Genomic DNA, 24,649 nt, shown 5'->3' on the forward strand with positions numbered 1-24,649 from the left:
GCTCCCCCTTCTCACCCGGAAGCCGGCCGGGGAATGAGGGCGCGAACAGCGAAGACGTTGCTTCAGAGGCAGGTTCCGGAAGTCGCGCCGGAGTCCCGCGGCCGGCACCCGAACGCTAACACCGGCGCGGGGGAGGCCGGCCAGCGGTTTTCCGGGACGACTGCCAGATGTGCCGGTCCTGTCCGTCCGACGCCCATGGCCCGGTTGTCGGCGGCACCCGGCAGACTGGCTCCCATGGCGAAGAAGGTGGGCGCGAAGCCCCGTATCGGACTCCTCGGAACCGGCCCCTGGGCCGCCCGGACGCACGCGCCCGCGCTCGCGGGGCACGCGGACGCCGAGTTCAGCGGCGTGTGGGGGAGACGCCCCGAGGCCGCGGCCGCGCTCGCCGCCGCGTCGGGCACCCGCGCGTTCGACGACGTGGACGCGCTCTTCGAGGCGAGCGACGCCGTCGCCCTCGCGCTCCCGCCGGACGTCCAGGCACCCCTGGCGGTACGGGCCGCGGAGGCCGGCTGCCACGTGCTCCTGGACAAGCCGGTCGCCACCACCGTGGCCGGGGCCCGCACGGTGGTCGACGCGGTCGACGCGGCCGGAGTCGCCTCGGTGGTCTTCTGCACCCTGCGGTTCGCGGAGCCGACGGCCCGCTGGATCGACGAGCAGGCGGCGGCGGGCGGCTGGTTCCTCGGCGAGGCGCACTGGCTGGGCTCGCTCTACGGCCCCGGCTCCGCGAGCGCCTACGCGGCCTCCCCGTGGCGGCGGGAGAAGGGCGGCCTCTGGGACGTCGGCCCGCACGTCCTCTCCGTCTACCTGCCCGTCCTCGGCGACGTCACCGCGATCACCGCCGTCCCGGGCCCGGGCGACACCCACCACCTCGTCCTGCGCCACGCGTCCGGCGCGAGCAGCACGGCCACCCTCACCCTCGGCGCCCCGCCCGCCGCGGCCGAGGCGGCCCTCACCCTGCACGGCACCGCCGGCCGCGCCGAGCTGCCCCGCTGGGACGGCGCCGTCACCGCCTTCGCCGCCGCCGTCGACGCCCTCGTCACCTCCGCCCGCACCGGCCGCCCCCACCCCTGCGACGCCCGCTTCGGCCTCCGACTCACCGAGATCCTGACGGAGGCGGAGCGCCGTGCGGCGGGCCACGCCTGAAGGTGGCGGCGAGGAGGTTCCGGCCGTTCGGGACGTTCCGGCCGGTCGGGCCGGTCGGGCTTGAGGGTGGTGGCGACGGACCTCGGGCCGTCCAGACCGTCGGGACCGACAGCGGCGGCGAGGGGGCTCGGGCCGTCCCGGCCGTCGGGCCGGTCGTGCCTGACGGCGGCGGCGACGGGCCTCCGGTCGTCCGGCCCGTCACCCCCGCCGACTGGCCGCTCTGGCGGGAGGCCCGCCTCGCCTCCCTCGCCACCTCTCCCGAGGCGTTCAAGGCGCGGCCGGCCGACTGGGAGCGCGGCGGCGAGGAGCGGTGGCGGGCCCGCTTCGACGATCCGACGGCGTACGGCGTCCTCGCGGTGCTCGGCGCCCGGCCCGTCGGCCTCGCCGCCGGGCTCCGGGCATCCGACGGAGTCCCCGAGCTCCGCTCGGTCCGGGTCGCCCCGGCCGCCCGCGGGCACGGCCTCGCGGCCCGCCTGATCACCGCCGTCGAGACCTGGGCCCGCGCCACGGGCGCCCCCGCACTCCGCTTGGCCGTGCTCACGTCCAACGCTCCGGCCCTCGCCCTGTACGGGCGGCTCGGCTGCACGGCGGACGGCGTGACCACCCCCGAGACGATCATGTGGAAGCGCCTGCGGCCGCAGGAGCGAGACCCGCAGGTCCCCGCCGCCGCCGTGGGCGGGGCGCGTGTGCCGGCAGTGGAATCCGACGGCCTCTGCCCTCGCCCTGCGCGGGGCGCGGGCATCGGGAGTGCGCCCCGACGGCCCCGGCCCCCCGCCCCCGCCATGCGCTGCGCACGGACCTCACTCCTCAGACCCGACGGCCTCCGCCAGCGCCGTGCACAGGGCGTCCACGGCGGCGCCGTACAGACGTTCCGGCGGTGTGGCGTAGCCGACGACCAGGCCGTCGGGGCGGGCCGGGCCGAGGGCGTCGGGGTGGCGGTAGGCGGCGAGGCCCTCGACGGCGACGCCGTGGCGGGCGGCCGCGGCGAGGGCGGTGGCCTCGGTGCCGGGGGGCAGTTGCAGGACGGCGTGCAGGCCGGCGGCGATGCCCGTGACGCGTACTGCCGGCACCCGTTCGGCGAGTGCCGCGACGAGCAGGTCGCGGCGGCTCCGGTGCCGCTGGCGCATGCGGCGGACGTGGCGGTCGTACGCGCCGGAGTCGACGAAGTCGGCGAGCGTCAGCTGCTCGGTGGCCGAGGAGTACGGCTCGCGTTCGCCCTTCGCGGCGACGACACCGTCCACGAGTACGGCCGGCAGGCACATCCAGCCGATGCGCAGGGAGGGGGAGAGGCTCTTGCTGACGGAGCCGACGAGGACGGTGCGTTCGGGGTCGAGGCCCTGGACGGCGCCCACGGGTCGCCGGTCGTAGCGGAACTCCCCGTCGTAGTCGTCCTCGATCACGAGCCCGCCCGTCCGCCGGGCCCATTCCAGGACGCCGGCCCGCCGCTCGGGGTGCAGGGGGCCGCCGGTCGGGAACTGGTGGGCGGGGGTGAGCAGCACGGCGCCCGCCCCGGCGGGGATCTCCGCGACCCTCGCCCCTTCCCCGTCGACGGGCACCGGCAGCGTGCCGACCCCGGCCTCGGCGAGCAGCCCGCGGTGGAACGGCAGCCCGTACGCCTCGACGGCCCACGGCCCCGCCTCCCCGACGGCCCGGGCGAGCAGTCGCAGCGCGTGCGCCGCGCCCGAGCACACCACGATCCGCTCGGGCCCGGTCCGTACCCCGCGCACCCGTGCGAGGTACGCGGACAGCGCCGTCCGCAGCTCGACCCGCCCCCGTGGGTCCCCGATCCCGAACACCTCGTGCGGCGCGGCCGTCAACGCCCGCTTGGCCGCCGTCAGCCAGGCCCCGCGAGGGAAGGCTCCCGGGTCCGGCTTGCCCTGCACCAGGTCGTACGGCGCGGGCGGCTGCGTCTGCACGGCAACCGGCGCCGCCCCGGGGGCGGGCACGGCGCGCCCGCCGGCCGGGCGGCCCCCCGCCCCGCGGCGCGCGGTCGTCGAACCCTCGGCGGCGCCCGCTCCCGTCCCTCGGCGGCCGGGCGCCGAACCCTGGGCGGCCCCAACGCCCGCGGGTGCCCCCTCGGTCTCGGCCGCCCGCGTCCCCGCCCCCTGGTGGGCGCTGGACCAGCCCTCGGTGACGCCCTCGGCCACGCGGGTCCCGGAGCCCTGGCGGGCGGTGAGCCAGCCTTCGGCGACCAGCTCGGCGTAGGCGTCGGCGACGGTGTTGCGGGCGATGCCCAGGTCTGCGGCGAGCGATCGGTAGGGCGGAAGCCGCGTGCCGGGGGCCAGCCGCCCGCACCGTACGGCCTCGCGCAGCGCCGCGATGAGCGCGGCTCGTCGGCTGCCGCCCGCGGTGAGGTCGAGATGCAGATCGTTGCCGAGCACGATGTCGTCGCTCCAGGTCACCGGGTCAGAGGGTCACCGGGTCAGAGGGTCAGAGGGTCAGTGGGTCAGAGGGTCACCGGCTCCGTGAGCCACCGGCTCGCTGAGCCCCCGGTTCACCGAGCCACAGCCTCACCGGCTCACAGCCTCACCGGCTCACCGGCTCACCGGGACAGCGCGTCCCGTACGGCTTCCTCGGTCCGGCCGACGACGGCGGTGCCGTCCTCCGCGGTGATGATGGGCCGCTGGATCAGCTTGGGGTGCGCGGAGAGGGCTTCGATCCACCGCTCCCGGTTCGCGGCGTCACGGGGCCATTCCTTGAGGCCGAGGTCCTTGGCGGCGGTCTCCTGGGTGCGCGTGATGTCCCACGGTTCGAGCGCGAGGCGGTCGAGGACGCTCCGGATCTCGTCCGGGGACGGGACGTCCTCGAGGTAGCGGCGCACGGTGTAGTCGGCGCCCTCGGCGTCGAGCAGGGTGAGGGCGCTGCGGCACTTGGAACAGGCGGGGTTGATCCAGATCTCCATGCCCGACACGGTACCCCCCAGGCCTCCGGCCACCACCCCCTAAACCCTATCTGGCCAGGGGCGATTGTCAGTGGGGGTCTCTAAAATGGGGGGTGAAGGTGAGGGTCCCGGGGAGGGCCCCCATCCCGCCGTTCGCCAGGAGGTAGCCCATGGCTCTCGCCGTGATCCGCACGCCGTCCATCGAACCCTGGAAGCCCCTCCAGCGGAAGCCGCTTCCCGCGGGCCGACCCCGCGAGTGGTACGTGACGCACAACCGGCGGCTCAAGGCCATGCGCCTCGCCATCGCCCTCCTCGACGCGGGCGTGTACCTGCCGTCGAAGGCCACCGACACGACCATACGCACCACCGCCGAGAGCATCGGCATCCACCCGCCGTCCGACACGACCTGCCGCATGGTCCGCGCCCTCATCCGCTACGGCCGCTGACCCGCACCAGCACGCGCAGACGCACGCGCCCCCGTAGGCGCACGCACCCGCACGACCGAAGGCCGCCGCCCCAGCCCGGGGCGGCGGCCTTCGCCGTCGAACGGCGTTGTCAGTGGGGCTTGTTAGGTTCGCCGACGTGCTGCCGAGGAGATCATCGCCACCCCCTCGACGACGCGGTAGCCGATCGAAGCCCACACCTCTCACAAGGAGACGTTCGATGAGATCGCTCAAGCCCGCCCGCTTCTCCCGCCCGGCCGCCGTCCTCACGGCAGTCCTGGCCCTGGCGGTGACGGCGAGCCCGCTGACGGGGACGGCGCAGGCCCACGAGGCGGTGACCGGTTCCCTCGTGTTCGCCGGTGACCCGGGGGAGTACATCTCGGGAGGGCAGTCCTACGCCCTGACGCCCGAGTCGACCGACCTGTTCGACGTCACGGGCCCCTCGGGCGAATCCGGCGCCGGTGCCGTCGTCGTGACCCCGGAGGGCGAGCGCTGGGCCCTCGGCATGTCCGCGCCGTACGGCCAGAAGCTCCAGGAGGGCGTCACGTACACCAACGCCCGCAGCTGGCCCGAAGCCCGCCCGGAGGACCCGCAGCTCCAGTTCTCCGGCGACCGCTACTGCGAGAGCGGCACCGGCTCCTTCACCGTCTCCCACATCGTGTACGGCCCCTACGGCTACATCCGGGAGATCGACGCCACCTTCGAGCGCACCTGCACCGGCGCCACCCTTCCCGTACGCGGCGAACTCCACGCCCGGATGCCCGAGCCGCCCCCGGTCCTCACCGTCGACGTCGGTCTGAACCCCACCGGCACGGTCGACGGCCGCACCGGCGAGATCACCGTCGGCGGCACCGTCACCTGCAACAAGACGGCGTACGTCACCTTCAACGTCAGCGCCAACCAGACCCAGAAGAAGGCCGCGGCGACCGGCTCCCACGAGAACCTGATCGTCCCCTGCCAACCGGGCGCCCCGGTCCCGTGGACCACGTCCTTCCCCAGCAACATCGACCCCACGGCCACCTTCCAGCCCGGCGCCGCGACCCTCAACACGTACAGCACCACCGACGACCGCGACTACCCGGCGACCGTGACCCGCTACGACACGACCGCCCTCACCCTCACCAAGTCCTGAGAACGGCGAAGGCCGCCACCCCGGAACTCCGGAGTGGCGGCCTTCGGCACACGGCACGCGTCGGTGCGGACCCGCGGTTTAGAGGTCGAAGTAGAGCTCGAACTCGTGCGGGTGGGGGCGCAGCTGGATCGGGGCGATCTCGTGGGTGCGCTTGTAGTCGATCCAGGTCTCGATGAGGTCGGAGGTGAAGACGCCGCCGGCCTGGAGGTACTCGTTGTCGTCCTCGAGGGCGTTGAGGACGGCCTCGAGGTTGGTCGGGACCTGCTGGACGTTGGCGTGCTCCTCGGGAGCGAGCTCGTACAGGTCCTTGTCGATCGGCTCCGCCGGCTCGATCTTGTTCTTGATGCCGTCGAGGCCCGCGAGGAGCAGGGCGGAGAAGGCGAGGTACGGGTTCGAGGACGGGTCCGGCGCGCGGAACTCGACGCGCTTGGCCTTCGGGTTCGAGCCCGTGATCGGGATGCGCATGGCGGCGGAGCGGTTGCGCTGCGAGTACACCATGTTGACCGGGGCCTCGAAGCCCGGGACCAGGCGGTGGTACGAGTTCACCGTCGGGTTGGTGAAGGCGAGCAGCGACGGGGCGTGCTTGAGGATGCCGCCGATGTAGTAGCGGGCGGTGTCCGAGAGGCCCGCGTAGCCGGTCTCGTCGTAGAACAGCGGGTCGCCGTTCGACCACAGCGACTGGTGGACGTGCATGCCCGAGCCGTTGTCGCCGAAGATCGGCTTCGGCATGAAGGTCGCGGTCTTGTTGTTGCGCCAGGCGACGTTCTTCACGATGTACTTGAAGAGCATCAGGTCGTCGGCCGCGGCGAGCAGCGTGTTGAACTTGTAGTTGATCTCGGCCTGGCCGGCGGTGCCGACCTCGTGGTGCTGGCGCTCGACCTGGAGGCCGACGTTCTCCAGCTCCAGGGAGATCTCGGAGCGCAGGTCGGCGAAGTGGTCGACCGGCGGGGCGGGGAAGTAGCCGCCCTTGTAGCGGACCTTGTAGCCGCGGTTGTTCTCCTCCGCACCGGTGTTCCAGGCGCCGGCCTCGGAGTCGATGTGGTAGAAGCCCTGGTTCGCGGAGGTCTCGAAGCGCACCGAGTCGAAGACGTAGAACTCCGCCTCGGGGCCGAAGTAGGCGGTGTCGGCGATGCCGGTGGAGGCGAGGTACGCCTCGGCCTTCTTCGCGATGTTGCGCGGGTCACGGCTGTACTGCTCGCCCGTGATCGGGTCGTGGATGAAGAAGTTGATGTTCAGCGTCTTGTCGCGGCGGAAGGGGTCCACGCGGGCCGTCGACAGGTCGGCGCGGAGCGCCATGTCGGACTCGTGGATCGCCTGGAAGCCGCGGATGGACGAGCCGTCGAAGGCGAGCTCCTCGGACGGGTCGAACGCCGTCGCGGGGATCGTGAAGTGCTGCATCACGCCCGGAAGGTCGCAGAACCGGACGTCGACCATCTTGACGTCGTTGTCCTTGATGAACTTCTGGACCTCGTCGGCGTTCTGGAACCCGTGCTTCTCGGACATCCAACTCCTCCTACTCCCGGCCCGGGGAGGGGCGGGGTTGCAGCTCGGTCATGCGGCCAGTGCGGTGGCACACGCTGGACCCGACCATAGGCAGACGGGATTTCTCAAGCATGACCCAATTGTTTCGTCGAAGTTAACCGGGGTGGGTGTCATCGCGCGCGCCGAAGCCGTAGGCGTACCCGGGCCGAAGTGATCGAAACCGGGCGCAGTACCGTGGTCGGGTGGACAACAGGCAAGCACTCGGATCTTGGCTCTCCGGCCCCCGCGCGGCGGCCGAGGACGCAGGCGTCGACTTCGGATACCGCGGTCAGCAGCTCGGGCTGCCGGAGCACGGCCCCGGTTCGATCGCCCGTCCCGGGCGGCGCCTCGGCGCCCTGGCCGTCGACTGGGCCCTGTGCCTGCTGATCGCATACGGCCTCGTCACCGACGGCTACAGCCAGGCGACGGGCAACTGGGCACTCGGCATCCTGCTGGTCCTGAGCGTGCTGACGGTCGGCACCGTCGGCTCGACGCCCGGCAAGCGCGTCTTCGGCCTGCGGGTCGTCTCGGCGCACGGCGGACGGCTGGGCCTCGGCCGCGTGGCGGTCCGCTCCCTGCTCCTCTGCCTCGCCCTCCCGGCCCTCATCTGGGACCGTGACGGCCGCGGCCTCCACGACCGCCTCTCCGGCGCCGTCCAGGTCCGCATCTGAGCCGCTCGCGGCACGCGTACGAGGAAGGCCCCGGACCGAGCGGTCCGGGGCCTTCCTCGTACGGAGTGCGGAATCGTCCTGTCAGCGCGTCTTTCCGCCGCGCGGCATCCGCATGCCCTTCGGCATCGGACCCTTCGGCAGCGGCATGTTGCTCATCAGGTCGCCCATCGCCCGCAGCCGGTCGTTGGCGGCGGTGACCTGGGGGCCGGTGAGCACCCGGGGCATCTTGAGCATGGTCGTGCGGACCTTCTTCAGCGGCACCTGGCCGTCGCCGTCGCCGACGATGATGTCGTGCACCGGCACGTCCACCACGACGCGGTTCATCCGCTTCTTCTCGGCCGCGAGCAGGGTCTTGACCCGGTTCGGGTTGCCCTCGGCGACCAGCACGATGCCGGCGCGGCCGACCGCGCGGTGCACGACGTCCTGGCTGCGGTTCATCGCGACCGCGGGGGTCGTGGTCCAGCCGCGTCCGACGTTCTGGAGCACCGCCGCGGCCGCGCCCGGCTGGCCTTCCATCTGCCCGAAGGCGGCGCGCTCGGCGCGCCGTCCGAACACGATGGCCGCCGCCAGGAGCGCCAGGACGAAGCCCAGGATGCCCAGATAGACCGGATGACCGATGAGGAAGCCGATCCCGAGGAGGGCACCGAGTACGACGATGCCCACGCCCGCGACGACCAGACCGACCTTGGGGTCGGCCTTCCGGGTCATCTGGTACGTGAGGGCGATCTGCTTCAGTCGCCCTGGAGTCGCAGCGTCAGCGCTGCCCGTGTTTGCCTTCCTCGCCATGTCCTGAAGTTTACGTGGCCCGCGAGGTCCGACCGGACGCGGCCTCCATCACATGCTGGGCCTCGACCCGGTCGCGGGCGCGGCGGCGGTCCTCCAGGACGGAGTTCCAGGCGTTGCGCCGGGCGGTGCGCTGCCCGGCGCCGAGGAGCAGCGCCTCCACGGCCTTCAGGGCGTCGGTGACGGACGGGATCGCGGTGACGCGGACGTGCGTCGATGCGGCCGGCATGTCGGGGTCCTCTCTCGATTGCGGGTGAGACGAGGTGGGGGGATGCGGGCGGGTGGTGGCGGTGAGTGAATCCAGGCTCACAGATCGGTGTTACCAGGGCGTGACCCGGTGGTCAAACACTGATGAAACGTTGATGCGGCCGGTCGGGCGAGTGCGGGAACGCCGGTGCGGCCCGTACGCCCCCGCTGAGCTGCGGGGCCGTACGGGCCGCACCGGATCCGGCCACTACTGGCCAGTAACTACTTGTGCGCGGATTCACACGGGCTTCGCGTGCACCGCGCGCCGTCTCAGACGGCCTGCGTGGCGTTGTCGACCGCGCCGCGCTTCTCGATCGCCTGCTGGAAGAGGCGCCCCGCGCGGTACGAGGAACGGACCAGCGGGCCCGACATCACGCCGGAGAAGCCGATCTGGTCGGCCTCCTCCTTCAGCTCCACGAACTCCTGCGGCTTCACCCAGCGCTCGACGGGGTGGTGCCGGACGGACGGACGCAGGTACTGGGTGATCGTGATGAGCTCGCAGCCCGCGTCGTGCAGCTGGCGGAGCGCCTCGCTGACCTCCTCGCGGGTCTCGCCCATGCCGAGGATCAGGTTCGACTTCGTGACCAGACCGTAGTCCCGCGCCTTCGTGATGACGTCCAGGGACCGCTCGTAGCGGAAGCCGGGACGGATCCGCTTGAAGATCCGCGGGACCGTCTCCACGTTGTGCGCGAAGACCTCGGGGCGGGAGGCGAAGACCTCCGCCAGGAGCTCCGGCACCGCGTTGAAGTCGGGGGCGAGCAGCTCGACCTTGGTCCGGCCCTCGGCGCGGTCCGCGGTCTGCTGGTGGATCTGGCGCACGGTCTCCGCGTACAGCCAGGCGCCGCCGTCCTCCAGGTCGTCGCGCGCGACGCCCGTGATCGTGGCGTAGTTCAGGTCCATCGTGACGACCGACTCGCCCACGCGGCGCGGCTCGTCACGGTCCAGCGCCTCGGGCTTGCCCGTGTCGATCTGGCAGAAGTCGCAGCGGCGGGTGCACTGGTCACCGCCGATGAGGAAGGTGGCCTCGCGGTCCTCCCAGCACTCGAAGATGTTGGGACAGCCCGCCTCCTGGCAGACCGTGTGCAGGCCCTCGCTCTTCACGAGGCTCTGCATCTTCGTGTACTCCGGACCCATCTTCGCGCGGGTCTTGATCCACTCGGGCTTGCGCTCGATGGGGGTCTGGGCGTTCCGGACCTCCAGGCGCAGCATCTTGCGTCCGTCGGGGGCGACTGCGGACACATCGGCTCCTGTAGCTTCGATTCTTCGGCGCACACCAGGGTACGCCGTTGGTTCCCATGCCTTACTACGTCTGGCCAACCTCTGGCCAGGACCCTGCATTCCTCCCGGGGACCCTCGGGATTCCTCCGGGGGGACCTCGGGACTCCTCCCGCGGACCCCAGGACTCCTCCCGGGGTCCGGGACTCCTCCCGGGGTCCGGGACTCCTCCCGGGACCCTCAGGCCGAGGCCGGTTCCGCCGGGCGCTCGATCTCGCGGGGCTTCAGCTCCGCGCTCTCCAGGACCTCCCGCAGATGGCGCTCCACCACCGGCAGCACCTCCTCGATCGTGACGTCCCGGCCCAGCTCGTTCGCGAGCGAGGCCACGCCCGCGTCGCGGATCCCGCACGGGATGATGCGGTCGAACCAGGTGTTGTCCGGGTTCACGTTGAGGGCGAAGCCGTGCATGGTGACGCCCTTCGCGACCCGGATGCCGATGGCCGCGAGCTTGCGGTCCTCACGGCGCTGGCCGGCGTTGGAGGGGGCGTACTCGGGACCGTTCAGTCGCGGGTCGAACTCCTCGTCCGTCAGCCGGGGATCGAAGTCGAGGGACAGCCCGCCGAACGACGGCCGCTGCTCGACCGGGTCGCCGAGCACCCAGACCCCGCTGCGCCCCTCGACCCGCGACGTCTCCACGCCGAACTCGGCGGCCGTGCGGATCAGGGCCTCCTCCAGGCGCCGGACGTGCGCGACGACGTCCACCGGGCGGGGCAGCTTCATGATCGGATAGCCGACCAGCTGGCCGGGGCCGTGCCAAGTGATCTTCCCGCCGCGGTCCACGTCCACCACCGGCGTCCCGTCCAGCGGGCGCTCGCTCTCCGCCGTGCGCCGCCCCGCCGTGTAGACCGGCGGGTGCTCCAGGAGCAGGCAGGTGTCATCGATCTCGTCGGCGAACCGCGCGGCGTGCACCTCGCGCTGCTTGTCCCAGGCCACCTGGTACTCGACGGCTTCCGCGCCGAACCCAAGGCGGACGAATCGCAGCTCACTCACGGCCATGCCTCCTCCTGGGTGCCGGCGACCGGGGACCGGGGATCATCCCGGGCCGGCTCGGCACCGATGCGTCATTCGCGCCCATGCCACTGTACGGCGGCGGCGCGGACACCCCTCCGGCAGGTGACCGGGGGCGCCTACGTCAGCGATGCCGTCAATCCTCACACGATCGGATGAATGTGGGGCGAAGGTGGCGGTACGGGCCGCGGAGACCGCTAAATTCGCGCCGTTCCATGAGGGTCCGACGGGGCTGACGCCGGGACCCGGAAGGCAGGAGACCGCACAGCTGATGACGGAACGACCACCGCAGCGCATCCCGAACCGCCAGCTCGCCGCGCTCATCGCCGAAGCCGGGTTCTCCAACGCGGGCCTCGCGAGACGGGTCGACCAGCTCGGTCTGGAACACGGCCTCGACCTGCGGTACGACAAGACCTCCGTGACCCGCTGGCTCCGCGGGCAGCAGCCGCGCGGCACCACCCCCGCCCTCATCGCCGAGGTCTTCACCCGCCGCCTCGGCCGCCGGCTCTCCGCCCAGGACCTCGGCCTCGACGCCTGCGCGCCGGTCTACGCGGGCCTGGAGTTCGCCGCCACCCCCGAGGAGGCCGTCGACATCGTCAGCGGCCTGTGGCGCAAGGACTCCGGCAGCCACGCCGAACTCCGCAAGATCGCCTTCACCCCCGCCGGCCTGGTCGTCCCCAGCCGCGACTGGCTGATCGGCCGCGCCGACGACCGGGTCGCACGCGGGGAACCCGCACCCACCGCCACCCGGCCCCCCGCCGGCACGCCCCCGCACGACCCCCGGGTCCCGCCCCAGGGCCGCTTCTCCGTACCCCGCCAGCGCGGCACCGACCGGGGACCCGGCCAGCGGGTCTCCAGCGGAGACATCGCCGCCCTCCGCTCCGTCGGCGAACTCTTCCGCACCCTCGACCACGCCTACGGCGGCGGCCACGCCCGCCAGGCCCTCGTCCGCTACCTGGAGCACGAGGCCGAGCCCATGCTGCGCGGCACGTACGGCGAGACCACCGGCCGCCGCCTCTTCGCCGCCGTCGCCGACCTCACCCGGCTCGCCGGCTGGACGTCGTACGACATCGCCGCCCACGGCCTCGCCCAGCGCTACTTCGTCCAGGCGCTGCGCCTCGCCCAGGCCGCCGGGGACCGGGCCTACGGCTCGTACGTGCTCCTCACCATGAGCTGCCAGGCCGTCTACCTCGGCCACGGACGCGAGGCCGTGCAGCTCGCCCGGGTCGCCCAGCAGGGCGTCGGCCCCGCCGCGCCGCCCGTCGTCCAGGCGATGCTCCACGCCATCGAGGCCCGCGGACACGCCGTCCTCAGCGAGGCCCGCGCCTGCAGCGCCTCCCTCGTCCGCGCCGAACGCGCCCTCGAAGCGGCCCGGCCCGGCGACGAGGTGCCCTACTGGGCCCGCATGTTCGACGAGGCCCAGCTCGCCGACGAGCTCGGCCACTGCCACCGCGACCTCCAGCAGTACCGGCCCGCCGCCCAGCACGCCGAACGCGCCCTCCAACTCCGCGCCCCCGGCTTCGCCCGCAGCCGCCTCTTCTGCCGGGTCGTCCTCGCCACCTCCCGCCTCGCCCTCGGCGAACTCGACCAAGCCTGCGTGCTCGGAGCCGAGGCCGCCCAGCAGGCCTCCGAAATGCGGTCCGCCCGCGCCGTCGAATACGTCCGCGACTTCGAGCGCCGCCTCGAGCCCTACCGCGACGCCGCCGCCGCCCGCACCTACCGAGACCGAGTAGCCACCCTCAACTAACCCACCCCCTACGGGGCCCGAACCCCGAAATCCGTGCCCCGTACCCCAGGGCCCGAGTCCGAGTCCGAGTGCGAGTCCGAGTGCGAGTCCCGGAACCCGAGCCCTGGGAACCAGGGCCCGAGCCCGGGAACCCGACCTCCGGGGCCCGAGCCCCTGAGCCTGGGGGCCCGAGCCTCTGAGCCCGGAACCCGAGCCCTGTGCCCTTCCACCCGCGCCCACGCCCCTGGCGGACGATTGCCCACAACGGGGTGGGCCAGGTCAGGCCCGGCTGAGCCGGCCGGTGGGCCACAACGGGGTGGGCCCTTCCCTGGTGGGTGGTTGCCCGCAACGGGGACGGCGGCCTGTCCCCGGCGCCCGGGAGGGCGGTCCGCACCCCCGGCGTCCGGGGATGCGGCTCGCAACTCCGGGCCCCGTGGCGCAGCCCGTACTGCCGGGTGCGGCGCGGAACCTGGGCGCTCGGGGCGCGGGCCGCCGCGCGTGCGGGGGGGTCAGGCGGCCTGTTCGGGGGCGGGGGCGGGAGTGAGGGGGAGGCCGAGGTCGGTGAGGAGGGCGGTGGCGGCGCGGTGGGCGGAGGTGAGGGCGCCGTGGACGGTGCCGGCGGCACGGTGGTCGCCGCAGACGTAGAGGCCGGCGAGGAGGCGTACGGAGCGGCCGGTGTCGTGCGGGGGCGGCATCGCGGGGACGGCGTCCGGCGTGTGGTGGAGGTCGAGGAGCTCCCATTCGTCGGTGGACGTGCCGTACAGCGTGGCGAGGTGTTTGCGGACGCGCCGTTCGGTGTCGTCGGGCGGCGTGCCGAGCACCGTGGAGGTGATGAGGGCCCGCCCGGCCGGCGCGCGGCTCGGGTCGACGGCGCTCATGACGGCGGTGTGGGCCACGGGCCCGCCGGGGTCGGATTCCAGGATGAGCGTCGGGTCCGCGGTGGGTGCCACCGGCGCCGTGTGGTGGAGGACGGTGACCGGGTGGAAGCCGGGCGTCCGGAGGCCGGGCAGCAGGGCCGCGGCGGACCGCGCCCCGGTCGCGAGGATCATCGAGCGGCAGCCGAGCACGCCGTGCTCCGCCGTCGTGACCCGCGAGACGGACGCCTCCGTGACCCGTACGCCGGTACGGACGGTGCCGGGCGGCAGCGTGGCGGCGAGCCGCTGGGGGAGCGCCGCCGAGCCGCCCTGGGGCGCGGACAGCCGCCCCCGGGCGAACGCGCGGAGCGCCAGGTCCGCCTGGCGGCTGGACGTGCCGAGGTCGGGGTCGGCGAGGAGCGCCGCGAGCAGGGGCCGCAGCACTCCCTGGACGGTCCGCGCGGGCAGTCTGGACGTGAGGGCCTCGCGCGCGGTCCGCTCCGGGCGGGCGAGCAGCCGTTGCGTCGGGGTCGCGGCGAGCCGGACGAGGGACGCGCCGAGCCGCGCCTGGTCGAGCGAGGCGGCCGGATGCCGGGGGGCGCTCGCGAGGGCGCGCGCCACGCTGAACGCTCCCCCCACGCTCCGGTGGCCCCCGCCCCGGGCCCCTCCGGGGGTCCTGCGGGGGTGCGGTGCGCCCCATCGCGCGTACCGGCCGTCGGTGTGCACGAGCACCCCGGGGCCGTAGGGGCGCAGCACGAGGCCGTCGAGCCCCGGCACCGCCCGTAGTTCCTCGTACGACAGGGTGAGCGGTGCTCCCACCCGGTCGAGCAGGAAGCCGTCGACGGCGTCGGTCGCCAGCCGGCCTCCTATCTGCGTCTCCGCCTCCAGGACGGCGACGGAGAGTCCGGCGCCGGTCAGCCGGTGGGCGGCCGTGAGTCCCGCGATGCCGGCTCCCACGATCACGACGTCGACGGTCTCCACGACGTCCGTACGCTGTGCGGTCCTTGCGCTGTCTGCGCTGCTGAGCACGTGCCCCTCCCCAGGTCGGCGCGGCCGGTGGGAGGCCTATGCCCCCAACGGGCCTCCGGAATGCCCGAGTTCGCCGTTCGGGTCGAGCCTAGGCAGCGCTCCCACAACTGCCAGCCGCGCGCACCGGGGTGCGTGCGGCACGGGGGAGCACAGGGACGCGTAGCCGGGCGTACGGAGGCGGGCACGCGGGGTGCAGACCTACGGAGGCGGGCGCGCGGGACAGGCCCACGGAGGCTGGTCCACGGGGGCGGGCACGCCCCGGCAGGCATGCGGAGGCACGTGTGCAGCGCGGTGGGTGCGGGGAAGCGGCGCGGGAGTCCGGTGCGTCCGTCAGTGGGCCGCCGCGCGGATCGCGTCGTCGATCGTGGGGAAGGCGAAGTCGAAGCCGGACTCCAACAGGCGTCCGGGGAGGACGCGCTGACTGCCCAGCACGTCCTGGGCGAAGTCGCCGAGGGCGACCTTGAGGGCGGCGGCGGGCACGGTGCACAGGGTCGGGCGGCGGAGCACCCGGCCCATCGCCGCGGTCACCTCGCGGTTGGTGACGGGTTCGGGGGCGGTGAGGTTGACAGGGCCGGTGACGGAGGGGGTGTCGACCAGGTGGCGGAGGGCGGCGACCTCGTCGTGGAGGGAGATGTACGACCAGTACTGGCGGCCGTCGCCCATCCGTCCGCCGAGCCCGGCGCGGAAGATCGGGAAGAGCCGTCCCCACGCCCCGCCCTCGCGCGCCACGACGAGGCCGGTACGGGCGTAGGTGACGCGGATGCCGGCCTCTTCGGCGGGGGCGGCGGCGGCCTCCCACGCGACGCACACCGAGGGCAGGAAGCCGGTGCCGGCGGGTGCGCTCTCGTCGACCGCGCGGTCTCCGGTGTCCCCGTACCAGCCGAGCGCCGTGCCGCAGACGAGCGCCTCCGGCGGGTCGGCGAGCGAGGCGAGCGCCTGGGCGATCGCCGTGGTGCCGAGCACCCGGCTGTCCCGGATCTCCTTCTTGTAGGCCTCGTTCCAGCGGCGTTCGCCGACCCCGGCGCCCGCCAGGTGGACGACGGCGTCGACGCCGACGAGCCCGGCGGCGTCGACGTGCAGCCGCTTCGGGTCCCATTCGACCTCGTCGGCGGCCTCGGCCGGGCGGCGGACGAGCCGGAGGACGTCGTGGCCGTCGGCGCGGAGGGAGCGGACGAGGGCGGAGCCGATGAGCCCGGAGGCGCCGGTGACGGCGACACGCTTGCGGATCGTGGAACGCTGCATGGGCACCATCCTGCCCTTCCCGCCCGGTGCGTGACACAGTGGCCGTCATGATCGCGCCGGAGACGCACATACGTTCAGCGGAACCTGACGACGAGGACGCCCTCGGCGTGCTCGACCGGGCAGCCTGGTCGACCCTCCACGCCGTGGGGCCCGCCCCCGCGGAGCCGTACGAACCCTTCTTCGACGACCGCCACGTGCCGGGGCACTACCTGGTCGCCGTGCGCGGGGGAGCGCTCGTCGGCTACGTCCGGGTGGTGCCGCCGACCCCGCTCGTCACCAACGCCCACGTCCGCCAGATCCAGGGCCTCGTCGTCGCCGAGGCCGCCCGGGGGCGGGGGGTCGCCAGGGCGCTTCTGAGGGCGGCCATGGACCGGTCGCGGGAGGACGGCGCGAGGCGGATCACGCTGCGGGTGCTCGGGCACAACGCGCCGGCCCGCGCGCTGTACGCCTCCGAGGGCTTCGCCGTCGAGGGCGTGCAGCCGGGGGAGTTCCTGCTCGACGGGGTGTACGTGGACGATGTCCTGATGGGCCGTTCGCTACTCGGCTGAGTCGCTACTCGGCCGAGTGGCGCAGCAGCCGCATCCCGCCGGTCAGTTCGCGCAGGCAGCGGACCGCGAGGGCGGCCGGGGAGCCCTCGCCGCGCACGGGCGCGCCGGCGTCGGCCCCGTGCCCGGCGGCGGTTCCGTTCGCGGCACCGGTCCCGCGCCCGGACGCGGTCCCGCCTCCGGCGCCGCTCCCGTGCCCGGCGGTGGCCCCGTCCGCGGCGTCGGTCCCGTCCCCGGTGTCCGCCTCCGGGCCGGTCTCGGACCAGCTCTCCAGCGCGATCCGGATGGCGTCCGTGGCCGCGGCTGCCACGAGCCGTACCTCCAGCGGGTCGGCGCCGGGTCCGGCGAGCGTGGCGACGACCTCGCGGAGCCGTTCCTCGGACTCCTGGTTGACCCGGTACCAGACGGCCCGGAGGGCGGGGTCGCGGGTGGCGGCGCGGAGCATCCCGCGGGTCCAGCGCAGGCCCTCGGCGGAGGCCTCGTCCCGGGGGGTGAGCGACGTGGCGATCGAACGCTCCAGGAGTTCGCCGAGGCCGGTTCCCGCCTCGGCGCCGGACTCGGCGAGCTCCTGCCGCCAGCGGTCGGCGCCGCCGGCGAGGAGGGGGGCCACGGCGTCCTGCTTGGAGCGGAAGTAGCGGTAGAAGGTGCGCAGGGCGACCCCGGCCCGCTGGGCGATGTCCTCGGCCGTGGTGCCGTCGGGGCCGCGCTCGGTGAAGAGCTCGGCGGCGGCGCGGGCGATGTCCAGCTGGGTGGCGGCCTTGCGGCGCTCCGTCAGTGACGGGGAGGGGGGCTTGGTGCTCACCGTACGAAGCGTACGCCCGGGAGGGCCTGGAGTGCACAACGTGCAGGTATGGCAAAACGTGCCATCCAGGCGTACGGTGTCAGCGTTCTATTGAATGCTTGACATCGAGAGGTTGCCGCCATGAACCACCTGACCCGTTACGAAGGACGCCGCGCCCTCATCACCGGCGGCGGCTCCGGCATCGGCCAGGCCACCGTCCTGCGCATGCTCGCCGAGGGCGGTCGCGTCGTCGCCGCCGACATCAGCGAGGACGGACTGAAGGACACCGTCGCCAAGGCCGGCGAGGCCGCCGACCGCCTCACCACCGTCGTCCTGAACGTCGCCGACGAGGCCTCCGTACGGGCCGGCGTCGCCGCCGCCGTCGAGGCGCTGGGCGGCCTGGACGTCCTGGTCAACGCGGCCGGCATCCTGCGTTCCTCGCACACCCACGAGACGAGCCTCGACTCCTTCGAGCAGGTGATCCGGATCAACCTCACCGGCACCTTCCTCGTGATCCGCGAGGCGATCCCCGCCCTCCTGGAGGGCGAGGGCTCCGCCGTCGTGAACTTCTCCTCCACCTCCGCGATGTTCGCCCACCCCTACATGTCCGCCTACGCGGCCAGCAAGGGCGGCATCCAGTCCATGACCCACGCGCTCGCCGCCGAGTACGCCAAGCAGGGCATCCGCTTCACCGCCGTCCAGCCCGGCTCCATCTCCTCCGGCATGACCGACGGCAGCGGTGCCAGCAAGCAGTCCGCGGGTCCCGGCCTGCCCGAGGACACCGACTGGTCCCTCTTCGCGAAGCTCGCCCCCGCCCTCGGCCAGGGCTTCGCCGGCCCGGAGACCGTCGCCGGCGTCGTCGCGATGCTCGCCTGCGAGGACGGGAAGTTCATCACCGGCACCGAGGTCCGCGTCGACGGCGGCACCCACTTCTGAGCCCACCCGGAGCCGTCGCCGCCCACCGCTCCGGTCATCGGGCGGGGATCCCGGAACCCTCCTCCGGGATCTCTGCTACACCGCCCCGAAGCGCTCCCACAGCCGGGGGAAACGGGCCGAGAGCGCGTCGTCGTCGTTCAGGTCGAGCGGCGTGCCCAGGGGGTCCTCGCCCGGCACCGGGATCCCCAGGTCCGGGGTCTCGGCGCCGGTCAGCGCCTCGTACGCCTCGTCCGCCGCGAAGCCGATCTCCTCGCCGTCCCCGTCGATCTCCAGGTCGAAGTCGCCGAGCAGCTCCGCGAGCGCGTCCGGATCGTGCACGGCCCCCTCGTACACCTCCCGGCCCTGGCCGATCAGCCAGCACCGGAACGAGTCGAAGGTCTCGTCGCCCGCCCCGTCGAACAGCACGGCCGCCGCGCCCCACAGGTCCCAGAGGTACGCGCGGTTGAAGCGGGCCTCGAAGTGGCGCGCGTAGTCGAGCACGGAGTCGGGGTCCAGGCCCGTCAGCCGTTCCACGAGCAGGTCGGCCTGCTCCTCGGGGTCGCCGTCGGCGGCCACGCGGCTGGCGTCGATGATCTCCCAGAACGCGGTCTCGTCCATCACGGGACCAGCATCCTGCCCCGGCGAGTGCGACGCACCCGGAAACCCCGAAACGAATCCGGACAGAGGATGTCGGGCTTTCCTGTCAGCCTGGCGCCATGACGACTGAGACCACACCACTGCGCGGACGGATCTGCCTGGTCGCCGGGGCCACCCGGGGCGCCGGACGGGCCATCGCCGTCCAGCTCGGGGCCGCCGGAGCCACCGTCTACGTCACCGGGCGCACCACCCGCGACCACCTCAGCGAGGTCGGCCGGGCGACCGAGACCATCGAGGAGACCGCCGAACTGGTGACGGCGGCCGGCGGCGAGGGCGTCGCCGTCCCCACCGACCACCTCGAACCCGACCAGGTCCGCGCCCTGGTCGACCGTATCGACCGCGAGCGGGGCCGTCTCGACGTCCTCGTCAACGACGTGTGGGGCGGCGAGCACCTGCTCGTCTTCGGCCGCAGGACCTGGGAGAACGACCTCGCGGGCGGCCTCCGCATGCTCGAACTCGGCGTGCGCACCCACGCCATCACCTCGCACACCGCGCTGCCGCTGCTGATCCGCCACCCCGGCGGGCTCGTCGTCGAGGTCACCGACGGCACCGCCGAGTACAACGGCACCCGCTTCCGCGAGAACCTCTTCTACGACCTCGCCAAGAACGCCCCCCTCCGCATGGCCTTCGGCCTCGGCGAGGAACTGGCGGAACACGGCGGCACGGCGGTCGCCCTCACCCCCGGCTGGCTGCGCTCCGAGCAGATGCTCGCCGCGTTCGGCGTCACCGAGGAGAACTGGCGCGACGCCGTCGGGAAGACCCCCGACTTCGCGATCTCCGAGTCCCCGGTCTACGTGGGCCGCGCCGTCGCCGCCCTCGCCGCCGACCCGGACCGGCACCGCTGGAACGGCGGTTCCCTCTCCAGCGGGCAGCTCGCGCGGGAGTACGGCTTCACCGACGCCGACGGCTCCCGCCCGGACGCCTGGGGCTTCATCATCGCCGGCGAGACGGGCGAGCCGGACGTCGCCGACTACCGGTAGGGCGGCCGTCTCAAGGCGTACGGGGACAGCCAGGCCGGCCCCGTACGTACGGGGGACAGCGCGCCGGTCCCGTACGTACGAGGGGCAGCGCGGCCGGTCCCGTACGTACGAGGGGCAGCGCGGCCGGTCCCGTACGTCAGGCGTACAGCGCCGCCAGGCCCCGGGCGGCCTCGCCGCAGCGCTCGCGGAGGGAGGCCGGGGCCAGTACCTCGGCCTCGGGGCCGAGCGAGAGCAGCTGGGAGAGGGCGACGTCCTCGCTCTCCACGGGGAGCGTCACGGTCACCCGGCCGTCCGCGTCCGGTGCTCCGGCCGCCAGTGCCCGCTCGGCGGCCGCGCGGTCGGTGACGTGCGGCAGCCTGCGGGCTCCCGCGGCGGAGAGCCGTACGACGACCTCGGCCCGGAGGAGGGAGCGGGCGAAGTCGGCGGAGCGCTCGGTCCAGAAGGCCGCCAGGTCGAAGTCCTCGTCGCGGGTGAAGTGTTCGTCGGAGACGGCGACGGCGGTGAAGCGGTCCATCCGGTAGGTGCGGAAGGCCGTGCCGGAGCGCGCGCAGACGTACCAGACGCCCGCCTTGAGGACGAGTCCGTACGGCTGGAGCTCCCGCTCCACCTCCTCGGCGTCCCCGCGCCGGTAGCGGGCCGAGATCCACCGGTCCTCCCGGACGGCCTCGGCCACCGGGGGCAGCAGCTCGGGGGTCTCCGGCTCCTGGTACCAGGCGGGCGCGTCCAGGTGGAAGCGCCGGCCGACCGCGTCGGGGGCGTCCCGCAGCGAGGGCAGCAGTGCCGCCGACACCTTGAGCCGGGCCGCCGAGGCCGCGTCCGCGAGGCCCAGATCGCGCAGCGCGTCCGGCAGCCCCGACAGGAACAGCGCCTCGGCCTCGCCGCGGGCGAGCCCCGTCAGGCGCGTGCGGTACCCGCCGACCAGGCGGTAGCCGCCGGTCCGCCCGCGGTCCGCGTACACCGGCACCCCGGCCTCGGACAGCGCGAGCGCGTCCCGGGTGACGGTGCGCTCCGACACCTCCAGCTCGGCGGCCAGCTCGGCCGCCGTCATGGACGGGCGGGACTGGAGCAGCAGGACCAACTTGATGAGGCGGGCGGCACGCATGACTCCATCATGCGTGCCGCCCGCCTCACGGGGTGAGGGCCCTTACAGGCCGTAGCGCTCGCGCGCCTCCTTCACGGCCGTCGCGCGGACCGCGCCGCGGCGGGCCAGCTGCGCGAGGGCGGCGACGACGATCGACTGGGCGTCGACGCCGAAGTGGCGGCGGGCCGCGTCGCGGGTGTCCGAGAGGCCGAAGCCGTCGGCGCCCAGCGAGGACCAGTCCTGCTCGACCCACTGCGCGATCTGGTCGGGGACCTGGCGCATGTAGTCGGAGACCGCCAGGACCGGGGAGTCGATGCCCTCCAGGGCCTTGCGGAGGTACGGCACCCGCTCCTCGCCGCGCAGGAGGGCCGCGTCGGCCTCCAGCGCGTCGCGGCGCAGCTCCGTCCAGGAGGTCGCGGACCACACGTCGGCGGCCACGCCCCACTCGGCGGCGAGCAGCTTCTGCGCCTCCAGGGCCCAGTGGATGGCCGTGCCGGAGGAGAGGAGCTGGATGCGCGAGGCGTTCGCGGGCACGTCGACACCGGCGGACTCGGCCGTGTTGAAGCGGTAGAGGCCCTTGACGATGCCCTCGTCGATCCCGGCCGGCTTGGCCGGCTGCGGCATCGGCTCGTTGTAGACCGTGAGGTAGTAGAAGACGTTCTGGTCCTCGCCCTCGGCGGCCTCGCCGTACATCCGGCGCAGACCCTCCTTGACGATGGCCGCGACCTCGTAGGCGAACGCCGGGTCGTACGTCAGCGCCGCCGGGTTGGTGGCCGCGATCACCGGCGAGTGGCCGTCGGCGTGCTGGAGGCCCTCACCGGTCAGGGTGGTGCGGCCGGCGGTGGCGCCGACGAGGAAGCCGCGGCCGAGCTGGTCGCCGAGCTGCCACATCTGGTCGGCGGTCCGCTGCCAGCCGAACATCGAGTAGAAGATGTAGAACGGGATCATCGCCTCACCGTGCGTGGAGTACGCGGTGGACGCGGCGATGAAGTCGGCCATCGAACCGGCCTCGGTGATCCCCTCGTTGAGGATCTGGCCGTTCTTGGCCTCCTTGTAGTACATCAGCTGGTCGCGGTCGACCGGCTCGTACGTCTGGCCCTTCGGCGAGTAGATGCCGAGCGACGGGAAGAGCGACTCCATGCCGAAGGTGCGGGCCTCGTCCGGGACGATCGGGACCCAGCGCTTGCCGGTCTCCTTGTCGCGGACCAGGTCCTTGACGAGGCGGACGAACGCCATCGTCGTGGCCATCGACTGCGAGCCGGAGCCCTTGTCGAACGCGGCGAACGACTTGTCGGCCGGGGCCGGCAGCGGCGCGAGCGCGTGGGTGCGGCGGGCCGGGGCCGGGCCGCCGAGGGCCGCGCGGCGCTCCTGGAGGTAGCGGACCTCGGGGGAGTCGGCGCCGGGGTGGCCGTAGGGCACCTGGCCGTCGACGAACTGCGCGTCCGAGATCGGGAGTTCGAGGAGGTCCCGCATGTTCTTGAACTCGTCGGTGGAGAGCTTCTTCATCTGGTGGTTCGCGTTCTTCGACGCGAAGCCCTCACCGAGGGTGAAGCCCTTGACGGTCTGCGCGAGGATGACCGTCGGCGCGCCCTTGAACTCCACGGCGGCCTTGTACGCGGCGTACACCTTGCGGGGCTCGTGGCCGCCGCGGGAGAGGTGGAAGCACTCCAGGATCTTGTCGTCGCTCAGCAGCTGCGCCATCGCGGCGAGCGCCGGGTCCTTGCCGAAGAAGTCCTGGCGGATGTAGGCGGCGTCGCGGGTCTGGTACGTCTGGACCTGCGCGTCCGGCACCTCGCGGAGGCGGCGGACCAGGGCGCCGGTGGTGTCGAGCGCGAACAGCTCGTCCCAGGCGTTGCCCCACAGCGACTTCACGACGTTCCAGCCGGCGCCGCGGAACTGGGCCTCCAGCTCCTGCACGATCTTGAAGTTGGCGCGGACCGGGCCGTCGAGGCGCTGCAGGTTGCAGTTGACGACGAAGGTCAGGTTGTCCAGGCCCTCGCGGGCGGCCAGCGCGAGCGCCGCCGTCGCCTCGGGCTCGTCCATCTCGCCGTCGCCGAGGAACGCCCACACGTGGGACGCGGAGACGTCCTTGATGGAGCGGTTCGTCAGGTAGCGGTTGAAGCGCGCCTGGTAGATCGCGGAGAGCGGGCCGAGGCCCATGGAGACGGTGGGGAACTCCCACAGCCAGGGCAGCCGGCGCGGGTGCGGGTAGGAGGGCAGGCCCTCGCCGACGGACTCCTGGCGGAACTTGTCGAGGTGCGCCTCGGTGAGGCGGCCGTCGAGGAAGGCGCGGGCGTAGATGCCGGGGGAGGCGTGGCCCTGGATGAAGAGCTGGTCGCCGGAACCGTCGGCTTCCTTGCCCTTGAAGAAGTGGTTGAAGCCGGTCTCGTAGAGCCAGGCCGCCGAGGCGAAGGTGGCGATGTGGCCGCCGACGCCGTACTTGGAACCGCGGGTGACCATCGCGGCCGCGTTCCAGCGGTTCCACGCGGTGATCTTCCGCTCCATCTCCTCGTCGCCGCCGAACTCGCCGACCGAGGGCTCCGCGGAGGTGGGGATGGTGTTGACGTAATCGGTCTCCAGCAGCTTGGGCAGGGCGAGGCCCGCGCCCTCGGCGTGCTGGAGCGTGCGGCGCATCAGGTAGGCGGCCCGGTGGGGGCCGGCGGCCTTGGTGACGGCGTCCAGGGAGGCCGCCCACTCGGCGGTCTCCTCGGTGTCACGGTCCGGGAGCTGGTCGAGCTCGCTCGGAATCTTGCCTACGGGATCGGTCATGATCGCCGCCTTCCGGACAGGTGGGGGTGGAGATAAGGGGGCCTTGTCTGGCAGGACAGGGCGAAGGGCCGGGTGACGGCCCGCCGAAGACTGTAAACCGGCGATCGATGATCGATCAAAGGGTTGAAGGGGAAAACCTCTTCAGATCGAGAAAGTCGGCACAGGGTGCCAGCGAAAAGGGCACCCGGTGCCTGGTTTCCGCCCCGTTTTCGCAGGTGGGACCCGCTGTCTGAGGGGGAGTGCGCACGAATGAGCGGGCCCACCGGACGGTGGACCCGATCACTGTGCGTCACGCCGTGGGTCAGGCCCTCGGGGCGCAGCCGAGCACATGGGCCTTCACGAGGGCCCCGATGTTCGGGTCGCCCCGCCGGAAGGCCTCCACGAGCTCCTGGTGCTCCTCCGCGTACGACTTCTGGACCGTGCCGAGCCAGCGGATCGACAGGGCCGTGAAGACCTCGATGCCGAGCGTCTCCCAGGTGTGCAGCAGGACGCCGTTCCCGGCCGCCTTCACCAACTCCCGGTGGAAGGCCACCGTGTGCCGCACCTGCGCCGTGCCGTCGGAGGTCGCGTCCGCCTCGTAGAGCGCCGCCACGTGCGGCTCCAGGGCCGAGCAGTCGGTCGCCAGCCGGCCCGCGGCCAGCTCGGCCGCGATCTGCTCCAGGCCGGCCCGCACGGGGTAGCTCTCCTCCAGGTCCGCGGCGGTGAGGTTGCGGACCCGGACGCCCTTGTTGGGCGCCGACTCGATCAGCCGCAGCGACTCCAGCTCGCGCAGCGCCTCGCGGACGGGGGTCTGGCTGACCTCCAGCTCGGTCGCGATCCGGCGCTCCACGATCCGCTCCCCCGGCTTCCAGCGGCCGCTGACGATCCCCTCCACGATGTGCTCGCGGATCTGTTCGCGCAGCGAGTGGACGACGGGGACGGTCATGAAGGCTCCTCGGGGAGTGTTGACCCTTAGACAATACGGCGG

The 24,649-nt window shown here is 73.3% G+C and carries 22 protein-coding genes and 1 pseudogene; 9 read left to right on the top strand and 14 right to left on the bottom strand.

Annotation, left to right across the window (positions count from 1 at the left end):
• Window positions 1–234 precede the first annotated feature (234 nt).
• On the top strand, window positions 235–1,143 hold the full coding sequence (locus ACIQFX_RS13045; RefSeq protein ID WP_402461768.1) for a Gfo/Idh/MocA family protein: 909 nt from the start codon (window positions 235–237) through the stop codon (window positions 1,141–1,143).
• 155 nt (window positions 1,144–1,298) lie between these two features.
• Window positions 1,299–1,712: pseudogene (locus tag ACIQFX_RS13050) on the top strand (GNAT family N-acetyltransferase); the annotation flags it as partial.
• A gap of 231 nt (window positions 1,713–1,943) precedes the next feature.
• Here ACIQFX_RS13050 and ACIQFX_RS13055 read toward each other — a convergent pair.
• Both ACIQFX_RS13055 and ACIQFX_RS13060 read right to left on the bottom strand, forming a co-directional pair.
• On the bottom strand, window positions 1,944–3,545 hold the full coding sequence (locus ACIQFX_RS13055; protein WP_402461770.1) for a PLP-dependent aminotransferase family protein: 1,602 nt from the start codon (window positions 3,543–3,545) through the stop codon (window positions 1,944–1,946).
• 140 nt (window positions 3,546–3,685) lie between these two features.
• Entirely contained in the window at window positions 3,686–4,045 is a 360-nt protein-coding gene (locus ACIQFX_RS13060) for an arsenate reductase family protein (RefSeq protein WP_402461773.1), read from the bottom strand.
• 149 nt (window positions 4,046–4,194) lie between these two features.
• Here ACIQFX_RS13060 and ACIQFX_RS13065 point away from each other — a divergent pair, with 149 nt between their 5' ends.
• Together ACIQFX_RS13065 and ACIQFX_RS13070 are read left to right on the top strand one after the other, a co-directional pair.
• Window positions 4,195–4,470, top strand: a complete 276-nt coding sequence (locus tag ACIQFX_RS13065; RefSeq protein WP_386249172.1) for a hypothetical protein — start codon at window positions 4,195–4,197, stop codon at window positions 4,468–4,470.
• Between the two features lie 217 nt (window positions 4,471–4,687).
• Window positions 4,688–5,599 carry a hypothetical protein gene (locus ACIQFX_RS13070; protein WP_402461776.1) on the top strand — a complete coding sequence of 304 codons (912 nt, stop codon included), beginning with the start codon at window positions 4,688–4,690 and terminating at the stop codon, window positions 5,597–5,599.
• 78 nt (window positions 5,600–5,677) lie between these two features.
• Here the strand turns inward: ACIQFX_RS13070 and glnA are convergent, their stop codons facing one another.
• The gene (gene glnA / locus ACIQFX_RS13075) at window positions 5,678–7,102 is read right to left on the bottom strand and encodes a type I glutamate--ammonia ligase (RefSeq protein ID WP_402461779.1); all 1,425 of its coding nucleotides are present in this window, start codon (window positions 7,100–7,102) and stop codon (window positions 5,678–5,680) included.
• A 221-nt stretch (window positions 7,103–7,323) separates the two neighbouring features.
• Between glnA and ACIQFX_RS13080 the strand changes: the two genes are divergently transcribed.
• Window positions 7,324–7,791, top strand: a complete 468-nt coding sequence (locus tag ACIQFX_RS13080) for an RDD family protein (RefSeq protein ID WP_402461782.1) — start codon at window positions 7,324–7,326, stop codon at window positions 7,789–7,791.
• Window positions 7,792–7,872: 81 nt separating this feature from the next.
• Here the strand turns inward: ACIQFX_RS13080 and ACIQFX_RS13085 are convergent, their stop codons facing one another.
• The 4 genes from ACIQFX_RS13085 to lipB all read right to left on the bottom strand — a co-directional run bounded on the left by ACIQFX_RS13085 (window position 7,873) and on the right by lipB (window position 11,085).
• Window positions 7,873–8,577, bottom strand: coding sequence for a DUF4191 domain-containing protein (locus ACIQFX_RS13085; protein WP_402461785.1), 705 nt, complete (start codon window positions 8,575–8,577; stop codon window positions 7,873–7,875).
• Window positions 8,578–8,587: 10 nt separating this feature from the next.
• Entirely contained in the window at window positions 8,588–8,803 is a 216-nt protein-coding gene (locus ACIQFX_RS13090; protein WP_367825120.1) for a hypothetical protein, read from the bottom strand.
• Window positions 8,804–9,090: 287 nt separating this feature from the next.
• Window positions 9,091–10,059, bottom strand: coding sequence for a lipoyl synthase (gene lipA, locus ACIQFX_RS13095; RefSeq protein ID WP_402461789.1), 969 nt, complete (start codon window positions 10,057–10,059; stop codon window positions 9,091–9,093).
• 216 nt (window positions 10,060–10,275) lie between these two features.
• The gene (lipB, locus tag ACIQFX_RS13100; RefSeq protein ID WP_402461792.1) at window positions 10,276–11,085 is read right to left on the bottom strand and encodes a lipoyl(octanoyl) transferase LipB; all 810 of its coding nucleotides are present in this window, start codon (window positions 11,083–11,085) and stop codon (window positions 10,276–10,278) included.
• Between the two features lie 289 nt (window positions 11,086–11,374).
• Here lipB and ACIQFX_RS13105 point away from each other — a divergent pair, with 289 nt between their 5' ends.
• Complete coding sequence (locus ACIQFX_RS13105; protein ID WP_402461794.1) at window positions 11,375–12,850, top strand: regulator; 1,476 nt, start codon at window positions 11,375–11,377, stop codon at window positions 12,848–12,850.
• A 488-nt stretch (window positions 12,851–13,338) separates the two neighbouring features.
• Here the strand turns inward: ACIQFX_RS13105 and ACIQFX_RS13110 are convergent, their stop codons facing one another.
• Both ACIQFX_RS13110 and ACIQFX_RS13115 read right to left on the bottom strand, forming a co-directional pair.
• Entirely contained in the window at window positions 13,339–14,712 is a 1,374-nt protein-coding gene (locus tag ACIQFX_RS13110) for an NAD(P)/FAD-dependent oxidoreductase (RefSeq protein ID WP_402461797.1), read from the bottom strand.
• 330 nt (window positions 14,713–15,042) lie between these two features.
• Window positions 15,043–15,963 (bottom strand): TIGR01777 family oxidoreductase, encoded by a 921-nt coding sequence (locus ACIQFX_RS13115; RefSeq protein WP_402461800.1) that lies wholly within the window; start codon window positions 15,961–15,963, stop codon window positions 15,043–15,045.
• Window positions 15,964–16,001: 38 nt separating this feature from the next.
• Here ACIQFX_RS13115 and ACIQFX_RS13120 point away from each other — a divergent pair, with 38 nt between their 5' ends.
• Window positions 16,002–16,502: a GNAT family N-acetyltransferase gene (locus ACIQFX_RS13120; protein WP_402461802.1), complete on the top strand. Its 501-nt coding sequence runs from the start codon at window positions 16,002–16,004 to the stop codon at window positions 16,500–16,502.
• A gap of 4 nt (window positions 16,503–16,506) precedes the next feature.
• Here the strand turns inward: ACIQFX_RS13120 and ACIQFX_RS13125 are convergent, their stop codons facing one another.
• Window positions 16,507–17,301, bottom strand: coding sequence for a TetR/AcrR family transcriptional regulator (locus tag ACIQFX_RS13125; RefSeq protein ID WP_402461805.1), 795 nt, complete (start codon window positions 17,299–17,301; stop codon window positions 16,507–16,509).
• A 120-nt stretch (window positions 17,302–17,421) separates the two neighbouring features.
• On the opposite strand from ACIQFX_RS13125, the gene ACIQFX_RS13130 reads away from it, so the two are divergent.
• Window positions 17,422–18,216 (top strand): SDR family NAD(P)-dependent oxidoreductase, encoded by a 795-nt coding sequence (locus ACIQFX_RS13130; RefSeq protein ID WP_402461808.1) that lies wholly within the window; start codon window positions 17,422–17,424, stop codon window positions 18,214–18,216.
• A 75-nt stretch (window positions 18,217–18,291) separates the two neighbouring features.
• Here ACIQFX_RS13130 and ACIQFX_RS13135 read toward each other — a convergent pair whose 3' ends face one another.
• Window positions 18,292–18,813 carry a DUF4240 domain-containing protein gene (locus tag ACIQFX_RS13135; protein WP_402462828.1) on the bottom strand — a complete coding sequence of 174 codons (522 nt, stop codon included), beginning with the start codon at window positions 18,811–18,813 and terminating at the stop codon, window positions 18,292–18,294.
• A gap of 98 nt (window positions 18,814–18,911) precedes the next feature.
• On the opposite strand from ACIQFX_RS13135, the gene ACIQFX_RS13140 reads away from it, so the two are divergent.
• Window positions 18,912–19,832, top strand: a complete 921-nt coding sequence (locus ACIQFX_RS13140) for an SDR family oxidoreductase (protein ID WP_402461811.1) — start codon at window positions 18,912–18,914, stop codon at window positions 19,830–19,832.
• A 136-nt stretch (window positions 19,833–19,968) separates the two neighbouring features.
• On the opposite strand, the gene ACIQFX_RS13145 is transcribed toward ACIQFX_RS13140, so the two are convergent.
• From ACIQFX_RS13145 to ACIQFX_RS13155, 3 genes are all read right to left on the bottom strand, one after another.
• Complete coding sequence (locus ACIQFX_RS13145; protein ID WP_402461813.1) at window positions 19,969–20,934, bottom strand: helix-turn-helix transcriptional regulator; 966 nt, start codon at window positions 20,932–20,934, stop codon at window positions 19,969–19,971.
• A gap of 42 nt (window positions 20,935–20,976) precedes the next feature.
• A complete protein-coding gene (gene aceE / locus ACIQFX_RS13150) occupies window positions 20,977–23,682 on the bottom strand; it encodes a pyruvate dehydrogenase (acetyl-transferring), homodimeric type (protein ID WP_402461816.1) in 2,706 nt (901 codons plus the stop codon).
• A gap of 301 nt (window positions 23,683–23,983) precedes the next feature.
• Complete coding sequence (locus tag ACIQFX_RS13155; RefSeq protein ID WP_402461819.1) at window positions 23,984–24,607, bottom strand: GntR family transcriptional regulator; 624 nt, start codon at window positions 24,605–24,607, stop codon at window positions 23,984–23,986.
• Window positions 24,608–24,649: the final 42 nt, after the last annotated feature.

The sequence above is a fragment of the Streptomyces sp. NPDC093089 genome, assembly GCF_044754405.1.
In the GTDB taxonomy this organism is placed as follows: domain Bacteria; phylum Actinomycetota; class Actinomycetes; order Streptomycetales; family Streptomycetaceae; genus Streptomyces.

Coding starts and splice junctions, on each gene's coding strand:
- ACIQFX_RS13045 (WP_402461768.1), top strand. CDS start 235: ATGGCGAAGAAGGTGGGCGCGAAGCCCCGTATCGGACTCCTCGGAACC.
- ACIQFX_RS13060 (WP_402461773.1), bottom strand. CDS start 4,045: ATGGAGATCTGGATCAACCCCGCCTGTTCCAAGTGCCGCAGCGCCCTC.
- ACIQFX_RS13065 (WP_386249172.1), top strand. CDS start 4,195: ATGGCTCTCGCCGTGATCCGCACGCCGTCCATCGAACCCTGGAAGCCC.
- ACIQFX_RS13070 (WP_402461776.1), top strand. CDS start 4,688: ATGAGATCGCTCAAGCCCGCCCGCTTCTCCCGCCCGGCCGCCGTCCTC.
- glnA (WP_402461779.1), bottom strand. CDS start 7,102: ATGTCCGAGAAGCACGGGTTCCAGAACGCCGACGAGGTCCAGAAGTTC.
- ACIQFX_RS13085 (WP_402461785.1), bottom strand. CDS start 8,577: ATGGCGAGGAAGGCAAACACGGGCAGCGCTGACGCTGCGACTCCAGGG.
- ACIQFX_RS13090 (WP_367825120.1), bottom strand. CDS start 8,803: ATGCCGGCCGCATCGACGCACGTCCGCGTCACCGCGATCCCGTCCGTC.
- ACIQFX_RS13105 (WP_402461794.1), top strand. CDS start 11,375: ATGACGGAACGACCACCGCAGCGCATCCCGAACCGCCAGCTCGCCGCG.
- ACIQFX_RS13115 (WP_402461800.1), bottom strand. CDS start 15,963: ATGGTGCCCATGCAGCGTTCCACGATCCGCAAGCGTGTCGCCGTCACC.
- ACIQFX_RS13120 (WP_402461802.1), top strand. CDS start 16,002: ATGATCGCGCCGGAGACGCACATACGTTCAGCGGAACCTGACGACGAG.
- ACIQFX_RS13130 (WP_402461808.1), top strand. CDS start 17,422: ATGAACCACCTGACCCGTTACGAAGGACGCCGCGCCCTCATCACCGGC.
- ACIQFX_RS13135 (WP_402462828.1), bottom strand. CDS start 18,813: ATGGACGAGACCGCGTTCTGGGAGATCATCGACGCCAGCCGCGTGGCC.
- ACIQFX_RS13140 (WP_402461811.1), top strand. CDS start 18,912: ATGACGACTGAGACCACACCACTGCGCGGACGGATCTGCCTGGTCGCC.
- ACIQFX_RS13145 (WP_402461813.1), bottom strand. CDS start 20,934: ATGCGTGCCGCCCGCCTCATCAAGTTGGTCCTGCTGCTCCAGTCCCGC.
- aceE (WP_402461816.1), bottom strand. CDS start 23,682: ATGACCGATCCCGTAGGCAAGATTCCGAGCGAGCTCGACCAGCTCCCG.
- ACIQFX_RS13155 (WP_402461819.1), bottom strand. CDS start 24,607: ATGACCGTCCCCGTCGTCCACTCGCTGCGCGAACAGATCCGCGAGCAC.